Source organism: Pseudomonas sp. (assembly GCF_036404235.1).
Lineage (GTDB): Bacteria > Pseudomonadota > Gammaproteobacteria > Pseudomonadales > Pseudomonadaceae > Aquipseudomonas.
Window position 1 is genome coordinate 17,215 of record NZ_DASWOT010000014.1, and the last position, 14,925, is coordinate 32,139.

Here is a 14,925-nt window from a genome sequence, read left to right on the forward strand (position 1 = left end):
TCACTTAAGGATCGCTGACTGATCCTTGAGCAGCCGGAAAATCCGGAATCTGCTGAAGATTCCGGATTTTTTTATGCCCGTAGCCCAGGATTCAAGTGCAGCCTTTAGGTACACCGCAGGCCATTGTCACGACCGGAGATGCAAGGCCGGGTTTTCGACACGTTAACAATCAACGGTTGATCTTGATCTCTACACGACGGTTGAGCGCACGACCTTCCGCGGTTTTGTTATCTGCCACCGGGCGCGTTTCGCCATCACCTTCCACCGATACGAAGGCACTGCGCGAAATACCGGCACCGACCAGATAATCAGTCACAGCACTCGCACGTCGTTGCGACAGTTTCTGGTTATAGGCATCGCTGCCCACGCTGTCGGTGTGACCGCTGACATGCAACTGCACGTTCGCGGCTTCGGCTTTCAGGCGGGTGGCGACATTGTCCAGTTGCGCTTTATCGGCAGATGTCAGTACAGCTTTATTGAACTCGAAATGCACATCACGAATGGTGATGATTTCTTCTTTCGGCTGAACCGTTGGTTCTACGACAGGTGCAGGTGCTGCTGGAACGATAGGGCAACCGGTCGCATCGACGGGCGTGCCTTTAGGCGTATCAGGGCACTTGTCGACGCTGTTCAACACACCATCGCCGTCATCGTCACCATCGCCGTGAACCCAACAATAAGCGCCGGCCATTACGCCGGTCGCTGCGCCCAGGCCCGCTGCGACAGAGGCCGTCTGAAACGCGCCAATCGCGGCACCGCTGAGCAAACCGCCCGCAGCGCACAGTGGCCAGTCGGTCTTTTGCAGGCCGGCACACCCTGTCAATACACTGGTAACCAAAATCAGAGGTAACGCTGTCCGAATCATGTTCATACAGTTGTTCTCCTTTGGTGTCGGCTGAAACCGACAGGAGTGGAGTAAAGACGGCACCCTGCCAGTTTTCCACTCCATCGCTGCTATGCATGCCAATACGGCGTTGAAAACTGCCTCACGAGGCTCGTTGACTGAAGCCGACTGCGCTTGGCCGACAATTCGTCCTGTCCTGGCCACGCTCATGAGGCTCTGAAGCTGGAAGATAATTTCCTTTCCTAATAGCCAATTCCCTTCACGCATACGGTTTGTCGTGGCGAGGTAAGGAAAAAGCTCATGCCCTAGGCCATCCTCGCTCGACAGGCTAGTCTTGCAGACCTAATTGAGGGATTTCGATGACTGACAGTTTTTCCACCCGCACGCCGCAGCAAGCCTTGGCAGCGTTGCTGGACCTGTACGCGCCCAAGCGTCTTTTGCTGATTGGCACTCAGACTTTTCCAGCGTTGCAGGCCTTTCAAGATGCTCATCCGGGGACTGAATTGTCGCAGGCAGCTCCAGGTCCACTGCCAGCAAAACTGGCTGCGCAGCGTTTCGACCTGGCGCTGGTTATCGATTGTCTGGAGCACATTCCAAAGCGCGAGGGCCTTGAGCTGCTTGCAGGGATTCGCAACCTGAACGCCAGCCGCATCGCCGTGTTGGCCGACCTCAAGGCAGCGGGATGGCAAACCACCGATTTTTACGCGTTGGCGCTTCAGCTCAATGAACGCTTCGCCCGCGAAGATCAAGTGTTGGCCTTGTTCACCTACGATCTGCTTGAATACAAACAAGTCCCGGATTGGCTAAACGCAAAATTTTGGGCTAATCCAGAGAACTTCGGTAAATACTGGTGGTGAGAAACGCATCATGAGCAGTGCAATTTGTCCCTGCGGCAGCGGTAATCTCCTCGACGCCTGCTGCGGTCATTATCACGCCGGTCAACCCGCGCCCTGCGCCGAAGCGTTGATGCGATCACGCTATAGCGCTTATGTGCTGGGGCTGATCGATTACCTGGTAGATACCACGTTGCCTGCGCAGAAAGCAGGGCTCGACCGGGCGTCCATCAGCCAATGGAGCGCGCAGAGCACCTGGCTGGGGCTGGACGTCGAGAGCACGCAAGTGTTGGGTGGAAAGCCCGAGCATGCGTTTGTGACGTTCACCGCGCGTTGGCATGACGACACGGGTGAACACAGCCATCGCGAGCGCTCGGCGTTCGTGCAACATCAGGGCCGCTGGTATTTCATCGACCCGACCGTGCCGCTCAAAGTGGGGCGCAACGACACCTGCCCTTGCGGCAGCGAGCAGAAATTCAAGAAATGCTGCTTTTCTTACATGAATTGAAGAACGACATGATCCTGTAGGCGCCGCAAAAAGCTGCGATCTCGGTGTATCAGACAGACCGTAATCGCAGCCGCGCCGGGGCTCGTCAGCTACAGGGGGCTGAGTTTGAGGTGTGAGGTGTCCGGCGCAGGCGCGGCGGCAGGTCGTTTGAGTGAATCGATGTCGCTACCGACGGGAGCCAGACTCAACCCCGACAGATCCAGGCGCGGTGCAAGTGGCGCGGGTTTCGCGTCCTGAACGTCACTGTCGAGCTCGGCAATGGAGAAGTCCGGTGCCTGCACATCAACGAACGCCGCCATGTAGACATCACGCGGCTTGACCTGCGTCTGGCGGGCGACGTTTTCCACTCGCGGGTGGCCGGCGCTGCGGGCCCAGCTCGGTTCGTCGGGCGGCGGAGCGAGTTCGACCTCCTCAACTTCAACCTCGGCCTGAACTTCAACCCTCATGGCAACGACTTCAACCAAGGCACCCGCGCGCTCCAGGGTTGAGCGGTACTTCTCAGCGCTCGCCGGATCCAAATTGTTTTTGAGCACCAGACGACGCCCGGAAAACAACAGTGCGATGCGTTGCGCGTCCGCCTGAAACAGCTTTGCCAGGTTGGCCTGTACCCTTTCCAGCTGAGCACCGCAAACCAATTGGCCGGAAAATACAATTTCGTATAGCTTCACGAGTCAATACTCCTTCGACACATCGCGTGAGTATGGCGCAGGCTCTGTGAGACAGCGAGTTGTCAGGTTGTCCTCTATCGGTCCATTGCTAAACTCAAGCCCGACGGGGAGTAAATGAATGTTTTCTCAGGCACGCGTTTTACAAGTGGTCGGCCTATCGCTGCTGCTGGGATTATCCGGATGCTCGACCTGGATCACCGGCGGCTATGAAGATCCTGACGTTCAGTTGATGAAGGTCGATGTGGTCAAGGCGAAACTGCTGCGCCAGGATTTCAAGCTGCGCTTTCGCGTCGACAACCCCAACGACTCAAGCGTGCTGGTGCGCGGGCTGCGCTACAAAATCCTGCTCAACGACATTCTGCTCAGCGAAGGCGAGCACAGCGACTGGTTTGTCGTCAAAGCCCACAGCCACAGAAACTTCTCGGTGCCGGTGCGCACCAATCTCTGGGAGCACCTGAAGGACATCTCTAAAATGCTGGGAAAACCGAACCAGCCTATTCATTACCGTCTGGAAGGCAAGCTCAAGACCGGATTTTTATTCGGGCATAGCGTGCGTCTTGGGCGTAACGGCGAGATAATCCCCGGCGATTTAATTCCGGAGTAACCCCGATGAACCAGCAAGCCCACGTGCATGGCCCTGATTGCAATCACGATCACGATCATGCGCCCGAGCATCACCACGACCACGGCCATGTACACGGCCCGCACTGCAACCATGAACCGCAAGAACCCGTGCGCAACGCATTGAAAGACGTAGGCCGCAACGATCCCTGCCCTTGCGGCAGCGACAAGAAATTCAAGAAATGCCACGGGGTCTGATCGCCGCATGCATTGCCAACGGCCTGTGAATCAGGCCGTTTTTATGCATTTGTTTTGACTGTGCGAAGCCGCTGCAAAAGGGTAAAACAACGGTCAGCCTGAAACGGCAGTTGTCATGACTCATTTGGAGCTTGCGATGATCGACCTGTATTACTGGACTACCCCCAACGGCCACAAGGTTTCCATCTTTCTGGAAGAAGCTGGCCTGCCGTACAAGATCTTCCCGGTGAACATCGGCAAAGACGAGCAGTTTGAGCCCGACTTCCTGAAAATCTCCCCCAACAATCGCATTCCGGCCATTGTCGACCACGAACCCACCGACGGCGGCGCACCACTGAGCCTGTTTGAGTCGGGCGCAATCTTGCTGTATCTCGCAGAAAAAACCGGAAAATTCATCCCCAAAGACTTACGCGGCCGCCAAGAAGTATCGCAATGGTTGTTCTGGCAGATGGGCGGTTTGGGCCCGATGGCCGGTCAGAACCATCACTTCAACCGCTTCGCCAAAGAAAAAATCCCGTATGCGATCACTCGCTATGTCAACGAGACGGCCCGCCTGTACGGTGTGTTGAACACGCGTCTGGCGGACCGCCCCTATGTGGCCGGCGAGCAGTACAGTATCGCCGACATGGCGATTTACCCATGGATCGTGCCGCACACCTTCCAGGAGCAAAACCTGGACGATTTCCCGCACCTCAAACGCTGGTTCGACAGCATCGCCAGCCGTGATGCGGTGAAACGGGCGTATGCGCTGGTCGAGAAAGTGAATCCGCCCAAGCCTTGATCTCTCGGCAATGCCTACAGGTCCGGCGCGCAGCGTGCGGCGCGCCATCTTCGTACTGTTTGAAACTTCTCGAAATAAACTACCGATCCCCGCTTGCGTGCTGCCCGCGCGCTCACTAACGTAGCGGCTTTCGTACGTCTACCCCGCAGGAGCTTCAACATGGCCTCGCCAGCCCTCTCATCTGTAAAAAACCGGTTCGGCGTTGCCGCTGCCATGACAGGGCTTTTAAGCCTTGCAGGTTGCCAGCTCAATGGGGGTGACAGCAGCACCCTGCCGCCTAGCAGCGGCGTGTTCGCCATCAAGGGGCTCGCGCAAAACGTCTCGGTACGCCGCAATAATCAAGGCATGCCGCTGATCGAAAGCAACACGTTCCACGACGCGCTGTTCACCCTTGGCTACGTGCATGCCAGCGACCGTATTACGCAGATGGTGCAAATGCGCCTGCTGGCCCAGGGTCGTCTGTCGGAAATAGCCGGCCCCGGCGCGCTGGATCTTGACCGGATGATGCGCGCCGCCAACCTCAAGCAGAACGCCAGTGAGTTGTACGCCGCCTCATCGCCGCGCCTCAAGCGCTTCTTCGAAGTCTATGCGCGCGGCGTCAACGCCTATTTGTTCCGCTACCGCGACAAGCTGCCGTCCGATCTGGCCGAATCCGGCTATCGCCCTGAATATTGGAAGCCGGAAGACTCAGCACTGATTTTCAGCCTGCTGAACTTCAGCTTTTCGGTGAACCTGCAGGAGGAAATTTCCTCGCTGGTACTGGCGCAAAAAGTCGGTGCCGACAAGCTCGCCTGGCTGTTGCCGACGTACCCCGACGAAGAATTACCGTTCGCCGAAGCCGAAAAACTCAAAGGCCTGAACCTGGGGACGCAGTTACCTGGCCTGAGCGAGCTGGACAAAGCCGCGATGCAACTCTCCGATCTCAACCTGCTGGGCGTCGCCGCGTCAAACAACTGGGCCATCGCGCCACAACGCGCACGCAGCGGCAAAAGCCTGCTGGCCACCGACAGTCAATTACCGACCACACTGCCCTCCATGTGGAGTTTCGTGCAGATCCGCGCGCCCAAGTATCAGGCTGCAGGCGTCACCGTGGCCGGTCTGCCGTTGGTGTTGTCGGGCTTTAATGGCAAGTTGGCGTGGGGCATGGGTCCGGTCATGGGCGACAACCAGGATCTGTTCCTGGAAAAGATCAAGCGCGAAAACAACCGCCTGATGTACATGGCCGACGGCAAGTGGTTGCCCGCGACGGCTCACGAGGAAACCTTCTTCGTCAAAGGTCAGCGCCCGGTACGTGAAGCAGCCTATGCAACTCGCCATGGCGCCTTACTCAATGGCGGTGCCGCACCACTGAGCAACGGACTTGGCCTGGCGCTGCAAACCCCTGATGCCAAGGACGACAAGACGCTCGACGCACTGTTTGACCTGACTCGCGCGCAGAACGTGGAGCGCGCATTCGATACCACCCGCGAGATACGCGCCATTACCCTGAACATGCTGTTTGCTGATGCCTCCAACACTGATTGGCAAGTCACGGGCAAATATCCGAATCGCCGTGAAGGGTTGGGACTGGTGCCTTCGCCGGGCTGGGACAGCCGTTTCGACTGGGATGGTTTTGCCGACTCGATGCTGCATCCCTACGATCAAGACCCGCAGTCGGGCTGGATGGGCAATGCCAATAACCGCACGGTGCCCAAGGGCTACGGCATGCAGCTGTCCAACTCGTGGGATTACCCAGAGCGCGCCGAGCGTATTGCCGAGCTCGCGAACAGCGGCAAGCAAGACAGCCGCAGCACCATCGCCATGCAGTACGACCAAACCACGACGTTTGCCGCCAAACTGAAGAAAATGTTCGAAGCGCCAGGCATGTCGGGGCCATTGAAAAAAGCCATCGACACGCTGCCAACCTTGGAGCGTGACAAAGCGCGCGAAGCCTATACACGCCTGATGGCCTTCGACGGCAAACTATCGGCGGCTTCGGCGGACGCTGCCGTGTATGAGTTGTTCTTGCAGGAAAGCGCCAAGCAGATATTCCTTGATGAGTTGGGCCCGCAAAGCAGCCCGGCATGGCAAGCGCTGGTGCAAGACGCCGACCTGTCCTACTCAGCCCAAGCCGACCATCTGCTGGGACGTGAAGACAGCCCTTACTGGGACGACGTAAAAACTGCGCAAAAAGAAGACAAACCGGCGATTCTGGCGCGCAGTCTGGCGGCAGCCATCACTGCTGGCGACAGTTTGCTGGGTGGCGATCACAAAGCCTGGCAGTGGGGCAAACTGCACCATTACGGCTGGACCAGCCAAAGCGCTCAGTTGGCAGCGGCGCTCAGTGGTAGCAAGGCAAACGTGTTCAAAGGCCCGATAGCAGCGGGCGGCGACCACACCACGCTGAATGCGTCGGGCTATCGCTGGGGGCAGGACTTCGATGCCGTGCAGGCCTCGACCTTGCGCATCATCGTCGACTTCTCGCAGCAGGAGCCAATGATGGGCCAGAACGGCGCAGGACAATCGGGCAACCCGGCCAGCCCCAACTACGCAGATGGCATCGATCCTTGGCTCAAAGGCCAGTACCTGTCGATCCCGATGCAACCTCAGAACTTTGAGAAGGTGTACGGCAAAGCGCGGTTGACGTTAACGCCAGGGAAGTAACGCCGACCACGATCCTATGGCGGCCTGACCGACGATCTGCCTAAACACATAAAAAACGACGCCTCGATGGGCGTCGTTTTTTATTTGCGTATAACGCTTACAACTGAACCTTCACCGCTCTCGACGCACGGGTTGCTTTGGCGCGGGCAGCTTCGATGGACTCATCGCGGGCCAGCGTCACCCCCATACGGCGCTGGCCGTTGACTTGTGGCTTGCCAAACAGACGCAGGGCAGTATCTGGTTCACTCAATGCCTGCTCCAAATTAGCGAAGGCGGTCTGAGTCGATTTGCCGTCGACCAGAATCACCGCCGAAGCCGATGGCCCAAACTGACGAATCAATGGAATCGGCAAGCCCAGGATGGCGCGGGCGTGCAGCGCAAACTGCGACAGGTCCTGAGAAATCAGCGTCACCAGGCCGGTGTCATGCGGGCGCGGCGACACTTCGCTGAACCACACCTGATCGCCTTTGATGAACAACTCGACGCCGAACAGGCCACGCCCGCCCAACGCGTCAGTCACGGCTTTGGCAACCCGCTCGGACTCAGCCAGCGCGACCGGGCTCATGGCCTGTGGCTGCCAGGACTCCTGATAGTCGCCGTTCTCCTGCCGATGGCCGACTGGCGAGCAGAAAGTGGTGCCGCCGACATGGCGCACGGTCAGCAAGGTGATTTCATAATCGAAGTCGATGAAGCCTTCGATGATCACCCGGCCTTTGCCAGCGCGACCGCCTTCCTGTGCGTGATCCCAGGCTTTCTGGATATCAGCGTCTGTTTTGAGCAGGCTTTGGCCTTTGCCCGACGAGCTCATCACCGGCTTGACCACACACGGGAAGCCGAGGTCCTTGACGGCTCTGCTGTAGGCCTCAAACGTGTCAGCGAAGTGATACGGCGACGTTGGCAGGTCAAGTTCTTCAGCAGCCAGACGACGAATGCCTTCGCGGTTCATGGTGAGCTGCGCAGCGCGCGCGGTCGGGATCACGGTGAAGCCTTCGGATTCCAGCTCGACCAGCGTCGCCGTAGCGATGGCTTCGATTTCCGGGACGATGTAATGCGGCTTCTCGGCCTCGATCACTGCGCGCAGGGCCGCGCCGTCGAGCATGTTGATCACATGGCTGCGGTGTGCGACCTGCATGGCCGGCGCGTTGGCGTAACGGTCGACGGCGATCACTTCAACACCCAAGCGTTGCAGTTCGATCACCACTTCCTTGCCAAGCTCGCCGCAACCGCACAGCAATACGCGGGTCGCGGTCGGCGACAGTGGAGTTCCGATTTGAGTCATCTCAGGTCCTCGGGGAGCAAATATCGAGGGCGACCCGCCTTGGGCGAGCAACCGCAGGGAAGAAAGGCGCGCAATTTAACACGAAGGCCCAAGAGCACGAAGCCAAGGGACTCGTCACTCAGTTCGGGCAGGCGTTTTTCCGCGCCCGCCAGGCCATGGCCAACCAGACCGCAGTCACGCCAGCGAACTTTGAGCCTAGCGCAGTGAGGATCACAGGTGGGGTCAGGGCGTCGATCATGCCGAAAAAAATGAAGGTATCCAGCGGAATGCTCAGGGCCGAACTGAGCCACAAACGATCATGCAGCGGGCGTTTGGTGACAGTGAAGACCAGCCAGTCGATGCATTCGGACACCGCGAACGCAGTGGCGCTGGCAAGGGCGATGGTCGGATCGGACGTGATGTAAGACAGCGCCAGCGCCGCCAGCATGGCGAAGATTGCACCGTGGCCGTAACGAGTTTGCACCATGTCCCGCAACACAAACACCAACCCGCCCCACGCCGACCAAATGATGTCCAGGTCCGGCGCGGTAGAAAAAGCGAAATTGATCAGCACGACACTGCCGATGTAGGTGATCAGGAAGAGCATGGGCTGTGAGGTCCGCAGGAAAGGTGGGCAATGTTAGCAGGACAGCAGGGCTGGATTGTCAGAACCAACGCCTTCTCGGACGGTAGGGATACTCAGGATTTCACGCCCAGCGTCCAGACCACCCCGCTCGCCCTTGCCCTTTGATGACACAGCCCCAACACCACACGCCGCGCGGCATTGTCCATGCGGCTCCAGCCGATAATCTCTGCAACGGTGCGCTGGCAGCCGAGGCAAATATCCTGATCATCCAACGCGCAGATGTTCACGCACGGCGAACGAACAGGCTTTTCAGGAACAGTGGCATCGACGCTCATCACTCTTCCTGCGGCGCCAGGTCCCGCGCATAGCGCTGGGCGTTTAGCACGTAATGCGCGGCGCTGGCCTCAAGCATCTTCTTTTGTACGTCAGTCAGCTCGCGCACCACCTTGCCCGGAGAACCCATGACCAACGAACCATCCGGAATCACCTTGCCTTCGCCGATCAGCGAATTGGCGCCGATGATGCAGTACTTGCCGATCCTGGCACCGTTGAGGATCACCGAATTGATGCCAATCAGCGTGTTGTCGTCCACCGTACAGCCATGCAGCATGACGTTGTGACCGATGGTGACGTTCTTGCCGATGTTCAGCGGCGAGCCCATGTCGGTGTGCATCACGGTGCCATCCTGCACGTTGCTGTTTTCACCAATGTGGATCAACTCATTGTCGCCACGTAACACCGCGCCAAACCACACGCTGGCGTTGGCTTCCAGCCTGACCTTGCCGATGAGTGTTGCGGTGGGCGCGACCCAGCTTTGTGGGTGGGTTTGAACACGGGAATCCCCCAGGCGGTATTTCATTTTATTGTCCTCATGGCGCAACGCTTGATGGCGCTATGGCTGCTGGCGAGCGTGTAGCTCTGACGTGAATGAAAGGATGTTTCAGGACTTAAGAATCTCGATAGAGGAACGTTGAGGCGGATGATTCAGGCTGATGTTGCTGTCGTAGAGCACGTTCATCAGTTCGACGATCATGATCGCGGTCAGCCCCCAGATTTTGTACTCGCCGAAGCGGTAACTTGGCACATACCAACTGCGGCCTTGGTAGTCGATGCGATGCGTATGCTCGCGGGCGTCCTGGCGAAAAAACTCCAGAGGTACGCTGAACACAGCGGCGATCTCGCCATCATTGGGGCGATATTCGACGAAATCGGGGATGATTCCGACATAAGGCGTCACCTTGATCCCGTGCTTGGAAATCAATGGACTCAGCGGCCCGATCACTTCCACAAGGCCAGGCGGCAAGCCTATCTCCTCTTCGGCTTCGCGCAACGCGGTGAACACCAGGTCGCGATCTTCAGGGTCTCGACGCCCTCCCGGAAAGGCTACTTCGCCACCATGGGTCGATAAGCCGCTGGCGCGCAGGGTCAGAACCAGTTCGGGTTCGTCACTGCGTGTGATGGGCAACAGCACAGCCGCCTCGGGGAAGCGTGCGTCAGTCTCCAGCGTGCCTGGTGTGTAGCTGCCAATTCGGCGAAGTAACTCGTCCAGCATGGGATGTCTCGATCTATTGCCTACCCAGCATCATGCACCAAAGCCGCGACCTGCCCAAGCCCCGGGACCTGTTGCAGGCTTATGCCGCTTGCCGACAACCCACAGCGCACGCCAAGATAGCCCCTGCCTTCAGTCATGCGGTTCGATCATGAAATTCTGCAGCCAGTGCGGCGAACAGGTCATCCAGCGTATTCCCGCAGGCGATAGCCGCCTACGTTATGTGTGCGAGCACTGCCATACCATTCATTACCAGAACCCCAATATCGTGGCGGGCTGTCTGCCGGTGTGGGAAGGCAAGGTATTGCTGTGTCGGCGCGCCATCGAACCACGCCTGGGATATTGGACGCTGCCAGCGGGTTTCATGGAGAACGGCGAAAGCATCGAACAGGCGGCTCGCAGGGAAACTGTCGAAGAAGCCTGTGCAACGCTGCGTAACGTGCATTTGTACATGCTGATAGACGTTCCACACATCAGCCAGGTCCACGTATTCTATCGCGCAGAACTAGCAAGCCTGGACTTTGCCGCAGGCGTGGAAAGCCTTGAAGTGCAGCTATTCGAAGAAGCCGACATTCCGTGGGGCGAGCTGGCTTTCCACACAGTCAGACGTACCCTAGAATGCTTCTTCATCGACCGGCGGGCCGGGGATTTTCCGGTTCATACCGATTGCCTGCCAGCGTCGCGTCCATTAAAAACCACTTGATCAGATGACCGACGCGCGAACACGCGCAGTCTTCAGGGATACCGTTTCGATGCGTTGGTTGCTTGCCGTTTTCTGTCTGTCGTTCGTTTCGCTGTCGCAAGCGTCGTTCACCCAGACCATCGTGCCCAAAGGCAGTGAACAAAAATTCATTGGCGACAAGGTCGTCAACACCCAGAACATCGCTGATCGCATAATCGATAAAGTGCTGGTGCTCAAGTCTGCGCATCAGTTGCAGCTGATCAGCAAGGGTGAAGCGCTCAAGACCTATCGTATTTCGCTGGGCAAGGTGCCCAAAGGCACGAAGCTGCAGGAAGGCGATCAACGCACCCCGGAAGGTTTTTACTGGCTGGACTGGCGCAAGACCAGTGATAGCTACAACCTGGCGATGCATATTTCCTACCCCAACCTCTCCGACTCCGCCCGCGCCCGCCGCGAAGGTGTGAATCCCGGCAGCATGATCATGATCCACGGCACTCCGGTGGATGAGGAATACCCAGAGTGGTATTTCCAGACCCTGGACTGGACCAACGGCTGCATCGCCATGAGAAACAGCGATATCCGTGAGGTCTGGGACCTGGTGAAGGATGGGACCATGATCGAGATTCGGCCGTAGCCGAACCAGTTAAATACCACTCCAAACGAAACCAAGCCCCTCGCTTGCCATAGGAGCCCCCTCGTCGTCCAGAGACCGCGCTGTCGCGCATCAAACAGGGCAGCGCCTACTGAATAGGCGAGCCCTGTCACAACCTGGTGACAACAAAACCAGCTCACCGCCTTGACGTGGTATCTAAGTGGTATTAGTTTTCGGGTCATTATCCGAAAACAACACCAAGCCACTGCGGGAACCGTACATGCACTCGATCCTGTCCCTGCGCCCTGACGACAGCCAACCAACGCCGCTTTATCTGCAATTGGCACGCAACCTGGAAGCGGCTATTCATGCGGGTCAATGGAAGGCCGAGCAGGCGCTACCCTCGGAGCGCAGCCTGAGCGAAACGCTGAACATCTCCCGCGTGACAGCGCGTAAAGCCCTGGAAATCCTGCTTGAACAAGGCCTGATTCGGCGCAACCAAGGCTCCGGCACGTTTATCACCCCGCGCCTTGAACAGCCACTTTCGCGCTTATCCAGCTTTAGCGAAATGCTCCGCCTCAAGGGTTTCACTCCCAGCTCGCAATGGCTGGAGCACGACATTGCTCTGCCGACGCATGAACAACTGATTCGCCTGAGCCTGTCACCGACCGAAAAAGTCGTGCGCCTGAAGCGTCTACGCAAAGCCGACGGCATCGTCATGGCGGTGGAGCTGAGCACCCTGCCCACTGCGTTATTGCCAGACCCCCAAGCCATTGGCGATTCGCTTTACGCGTATCTGGAAACCATTGGCCGCCCTGTCGTTCGCGCACTGCAACACATCCGCGCGATCAATGCCTCGGCAGAGATGGCCGAACAGGTAGGCATCGAAACCGGCACTGCGATGCTGTTGATGACGCGGATCGGCTATCTGGCCGACAACACCCCCATCGAACTGACCGACACCTATTGCCGCGACGACTATTACGACTTTGTCGCCGAACTGCGTCGCTAAGCCAGGTCGCCTCAAAAAACGGAGTCTGCATGCGCGAACACAACATTCTCACGAGCACCGGCTGGGTTCGCGGCCACCTTGAACACAGTGGCGGTCGCGTGACAGGTATTCACGGTAGGCCCTGCGACCCGCACACCAACGATCTGCCTTATGTCATGCCCGGTTTCATCGACCTGCATGTGCATGGCGGTGGCGGCAGCGACATCATGCAGGGCACGGACGGTTTCGAGACCATCGCCCGCACGCACTTGCGGTTCGGCACCACCTCGATGCTGGCAACCACCATGACTGCGCCAGCCGATGAGATCGAGCAAGTCCTGAGCCAACTCGACGTGTATTGCCAAACCCGCAAGCCCAAAACTGCCCGTGTACTCGGCGTGCATCTGGAAGGCCCCTACATCAATCCCGGAAAACTCGGCGCCCAGCCCAATCACGCACACACCGCGTTGCTGAGCGAAGTCGAACACTACCTGAGCCTGGCGCCGATCAAAGTCATCACCATGGCCCCTGAAATCGCCGGGCATTTTGAATTGATCCGAGCGTTATCCGAACGCGGCATACGCCTGCAAATCGGCCACACCCTGGGCAGTTACGAGGAAGGCGTCAAAGCGCTGCAAGCAGGCGCCAGCAGTTTTACTCACCTGTACAACGCCATGAGCCCGCTGCATCACCGAGAGCCCGGTATCGTCGGCGCGGCACTGGCCCATGCGCAATACGCCGAACTGATTCCCGACCTTCTGCATGTGCATCCCGGCGCGATTCGCGTGGCCCTGCGCTCGATTCCCTGCCTGTACTGCGTCACCGACTCCACCGCTGCAACCGGCATGCCGGACGGTGAATACAAGCTGGGCAGCCACACCGTGACCAAATGCCTGGGCGGCGTGCGCCTGGCCGACGGGACTCTTGCAGGCAGCACGCTGACGATGGATCAAGCGCTGCGCAATCTGGTGAAAATCGGCTTACCCCTGGCAGAAGCCTCACAACGCCTGTCGCAATTTCCTGCGGATTATCTCGGTCTTGCAGACCGTGGTCGTCTGCACAATGGCAGCTGGGCCGACGCCGTATTCCTTGATCGCGATCTGAAACTCCATGCTGTCATGGTTGAAGGAGAAACCATTGAACCCAAAAATGCTTGATGAAGCCCTGGCTTCAGGCGACGCGGTGCAGCGTCAATTGACGCTGACCGAGCCACACTTAATGTCACTGGCCAAACACTTGCGTCAGTTAGCACCTCACGTGGTGCTGACGGTGGCACGCGGCAGCTCCGATCACGCCGCCAGCTATTTCGCCTATCTGACCATGCAATTGATCGGCGTCCCCGTCGCCTCGTTGCCGATGTCGGTTGTCACGCTGCACAGCTCGCCCATGCAGGTAAAGAACCAACTCGCTGTTGCCTTCTCGCAGTCAGGACAAAGCCCGGACCTGGTCGACAGCCTCAAATCCCTGCGCGCGGGCGGTGCATTGACGGTGGCGATGGTCAACGCCGAAAGATCGCCCCTCGAACGAGCCTGTGAATACCTGCTGCCGTTGAATGCCGGCGCTGAACTCAGCATCGCGGCGACCAAAAGCTTTATCGCGACCTTGAGCGCCAGCGCCCGGTTGCTGGCTCACTGGACGCAAGATGCCGACTTGTTGGCTGCGGGCCAAACCTTGCCTGAACGCTTGCGCGAAGCGGCGCGCCAGGACTGGTCCCCTGCAATCAATGCACTCAAGGATTGCCAGCGCTTGATGGTCATCGGCCGTGGCCTGGGCTTTGCCATCGCTCAGGAAGCGGCACTGAAGTTCAAGGAAACCTGCGCGATACAAGCAGAAGCCTTCAGCAGCGCCGAAGTGCGTCACGGCCCCATGGCGCTGATCGACGAGCATTACCCAATGCTGGTGTTTGCCCCTCGCGGCGCTGAGCAGAACGGCCTGTTGAAACTGGCCACTGACATGCGCGAGCGTGGCGCACGGGTCTTGCTGGCAGCGCCCGCAGACATCGCCGAACGTGACCTGACGTTGAACTGCGCCGATCACCCCGCGCTTGATCCGATCCTCGCCATTCAGAGTTTTTACGTCATGGCCGCCGAGCTTGCACACGCACGCGGCCTGGACCCGGACCAACCCCGCCATCTGAGCAAAATCACCCGGACCCACTGATTCAAAACACG

18 protein-coding genes are annotated in these 14,925 nt (G+C 58.4%); 11 read left to right on the forward strand and 7 right to left on the reverse strand.

Going from position 1 to position 14,925, the window contains the following annotated elements; all coding sequences use genetic code 11:
• Window positions 1-169: 169 nt before the first annotated feature.
• Window positions 170-871, reverse strand: coding sequence for an OmpA family protein (locus VGC62_RS01320; protein ID WP_331185297.1), 702 nt, complete (start codon window positions 869-871; stop codon window positions 170-172).
• A gap of 332 nt (window positions 872-1,203) precedes the next feature.
• On the opposite strand from VGC62_RS01320, the gene VGC62_RS01325 reads away from it, so the two are divergent.
• Window positions 1,204-1,701 carry a DUF6231 family protein gene (locus VGC62_RS01325; RefSeq protein ID WP_331185298.1) on the forward strand — a complete coding sequence of 166 codons (498 nt, stop codon included), beginning with the start codon at window positions 1,204-1,206 and terminating at the stop codon, window positions 1,699-1,701.
• Window positions 1,702-1,711: 10 nt separating this feature from the next.
• Window positions 1,712-2,185: a YchJ family protein gene (locus VGC62_RS01330; protein ID WP_331185299.1), complete on the forward strand. Its 474-nt coding sequence runs from the start codon at window positions 1,712-1,714 to the stop codon at window positions 2,183-2,185.
• Window positions 2,186-2,274: 89 nt separating this feature from the next.
• Here VGC62_RS01330 and VGC62_RS01335 read toward each other — a convergent pair whose 3' ends face one another.
• Window positions 2,275-2,853 carry a hypothetical protein gene (locus VGC62_RS01335; protein ID WP_331185300.1) on the reverse strand — a complete coding sequence of 193 codons (579 nt, stop codon included), beginning with the start codon at window positions 2,851-2,853 and terminating at the stop codon, window positions 2,275-2,277.
• 118 nt (window positions 2,854-2,971) lie between these two features.
• Here VGC62_RS01335 and VGC62_RS01340 point away from each other — a divergent pair, with 118 nt between their 5' ends.
• From VGC62_RS01340 to VGC62_RS01355, 4 genes are all read left to right on the forward strand, one after another.
• Window positions 2,972-3,457, forward strand: a complete 486-nt coding sequence (locus VGC62_RS01340) for an LEA type 2 family protein (RefSeq protein ID WP_331185301.1) — start codon at window positions 2,972-2,974, stop codon at window positions 3,455-3,457.
• A gap of 5 nt (window positions 3,458-3,462) precedes the next feature.
• The gene (locus VGC62_RS01345) at window positions 3,463-3,672 is read left to right on the forward strand and encodes an SEC-C metal-binding domain-containing protein (protein WP_331185302.1); all 210 of its coding nucleotides are present in this window, start codon (window positions 3,463-3,465) and stop codon (window positions 3,670-3,672) included.
• A gap of 136 nt (window positions 3,673-3,808) precedes the next feature.
• Complete coding sequence (locus VGC62_RS01350; RefSeq protein WP_331185369.1) at window positions 3,809-4,453, forward strand: glutathione binding-like protein; 645 nt, start codon at window positions 3,809-3,811, stop codon at window positions 4,451-4,453.
• A 159-nt stretch (window positions 4,454-4,612) separates the two neighbouring features.
• Entirely contained in the window at window positions 4,613-7,096 is a 2,484-nt protein-coding gene (locus VGC62_RS01355; RefSeq protein ID WP_331185303.1) for a penicillin acylase family protein, read from the forward strand.
• Between the two features lie 97 nt (window positions 7,097-7,193).
• Here the strand turns inward: VGC62_RS01355 and purT are convergent, their stop codons facing one another.
• The 5 genes from purT to VGC62_RS01380 all read right to left on the reverse strand — a co-directional run bounded on the left by purT (window position 7,194) and on the right by VGC62_RS01380 (window position 10,492).
• The gene (gene purT, locus VGC62_RS01360; RefSeq protein ID WP_331185304.1) at window positions 7,194-8,375 is read right to left on the reverse strand and encodes a formate-dependent phosphoribosylglycinamide formyltransferase; all 1,182 of its coding nucleotides are present in this window, start codon (window positions 8,373-8,375) and stop codon (window positions 7,194-7,196) included.
• A gap of 118 nt (window positions 8,376-8,493) precedes the next feature.
• Entirely contained in the window at window positions 8,494-8,961 is a 468-nt protein-coding gene (locus VGC62_RS01365; protein ID WP_331185305.1) for a VUT family protein, read from the reverse strand.
• Window positions 8,962-9,053: 92 nt separating this feature from the next.
• The gene (locus VGC62_RS01370) at window positions 9,054-9,275 is read right to left on the reverse strand and encodes a DUF1289 domain-containing protein (RefSeq protein ID WP_331185306.1); all 222 of its coding nucleotides are present in this window, start codon (window positions 9,273-9,275) and stop codon (window positions 9,054-9,056) included.
• On the reverse strand, window positions 9,275-9,799 hold the full coding sequence (locus tag VGC62_RS01375; RefSeq protein ID WP_331185307.1) for a gamma carbonic anhydrase family protein: 525 nt from the start codon (window positions 9,797-9,799) through the stop codon (window positions 9,275-9,277). The genes VGC62_RS01370 and VGC62_RS01375 overlap by 1 nt, the downstream gene beginning before the upstream one ends.
• 81 nt (window positions 9,800-9,880) lie before the next feature.
• Window positions 9,881-10,492, reverse strand: coding sequence for a CoA pyrophosphatase (locus VGC62_RS01380; RefSeq protein ID WP_331185308.1), 612 nt, complete (start codon window positions 10,490-10,492; stop codon window positions 9,881-9,883).
• A 148-nt stretch (window positions 10,493-10,640) separates the two neighbouring features.
• Between VGC62_RS01380 and VGC62_RS01385 the strand changes: the two genes are divergently transcribed.
• From VGC62_RS01385 to VGC62_RS01405, 5 genes are all read left to right on the forward strand, one after another.
• The gene (locus tag VGC62_RS01385; RefSeq protein WP_331185309.1) at window positions 10,641-11,192 is read left to right on the forward strand and encodes an NUDIX hydrolase; all 552 of its coding nucleotides are present in this window, start codon (window positions 10,641-10,643) and stop codon (window positions 11,190-11,192) included.
• 49 nt (window positions 11,193-11,241) lie between these two features.
• Window positions 11,242-11,805, forward strand: coding sequence for a L,D-transpeptidase family protein (locus tag VGC62_RS01390; RefSeq protein ID WP_331185310.1), 564 nt, complete (start codon window positions 11,242-11,244; stop codon window positions 11,803-11,805).
• Between the two features lie 238 nt (window positions 11,806-12,043).
• Window positions 12,044-12,775: a GntR family transcriptional regulator gene (locus VGC62_RS01395; RefSeq protein ID WP_331185311.1), complete on the forward strand. Its 732-nt coding sequence runs from the start codon at window positions 12,044-12,046 to the stop codon at window positions 12,773-12,775.
• A 29-nt stretch (window positions 12,776-12,804) separates the two neighbouring features.
• Window positions 12,805-13,911, forward strand: coding sequence for an N-acetylglucosamine-6-phosphate deacetylase (nagA, locus tag VGC62_RS01400; RefSeq protein ID WP_331185312.1), 1,107 nt, complete (start codon window positions 12,805-12,807; stop codon window positions 13,909-13,911).
• Window positions 13,904-14,914 (forward strand): SIS domain-containing protein, encoded by a 1,011-nt coding sequence (locus VGC62_RS01405; RefSeq protein WP_331185370.1) that lies wholly within the window; start codon window positions 13,904-13,906, stop codon window positions 14,912-14,914. The genes nagA and VGC62_RS01405 overlap by 8 nt, the downstream gene beginning before the upstream one ends.
• The last annotated feature ends 11 nt before the right edge of the window (window positions 14,915-14,925 follow it).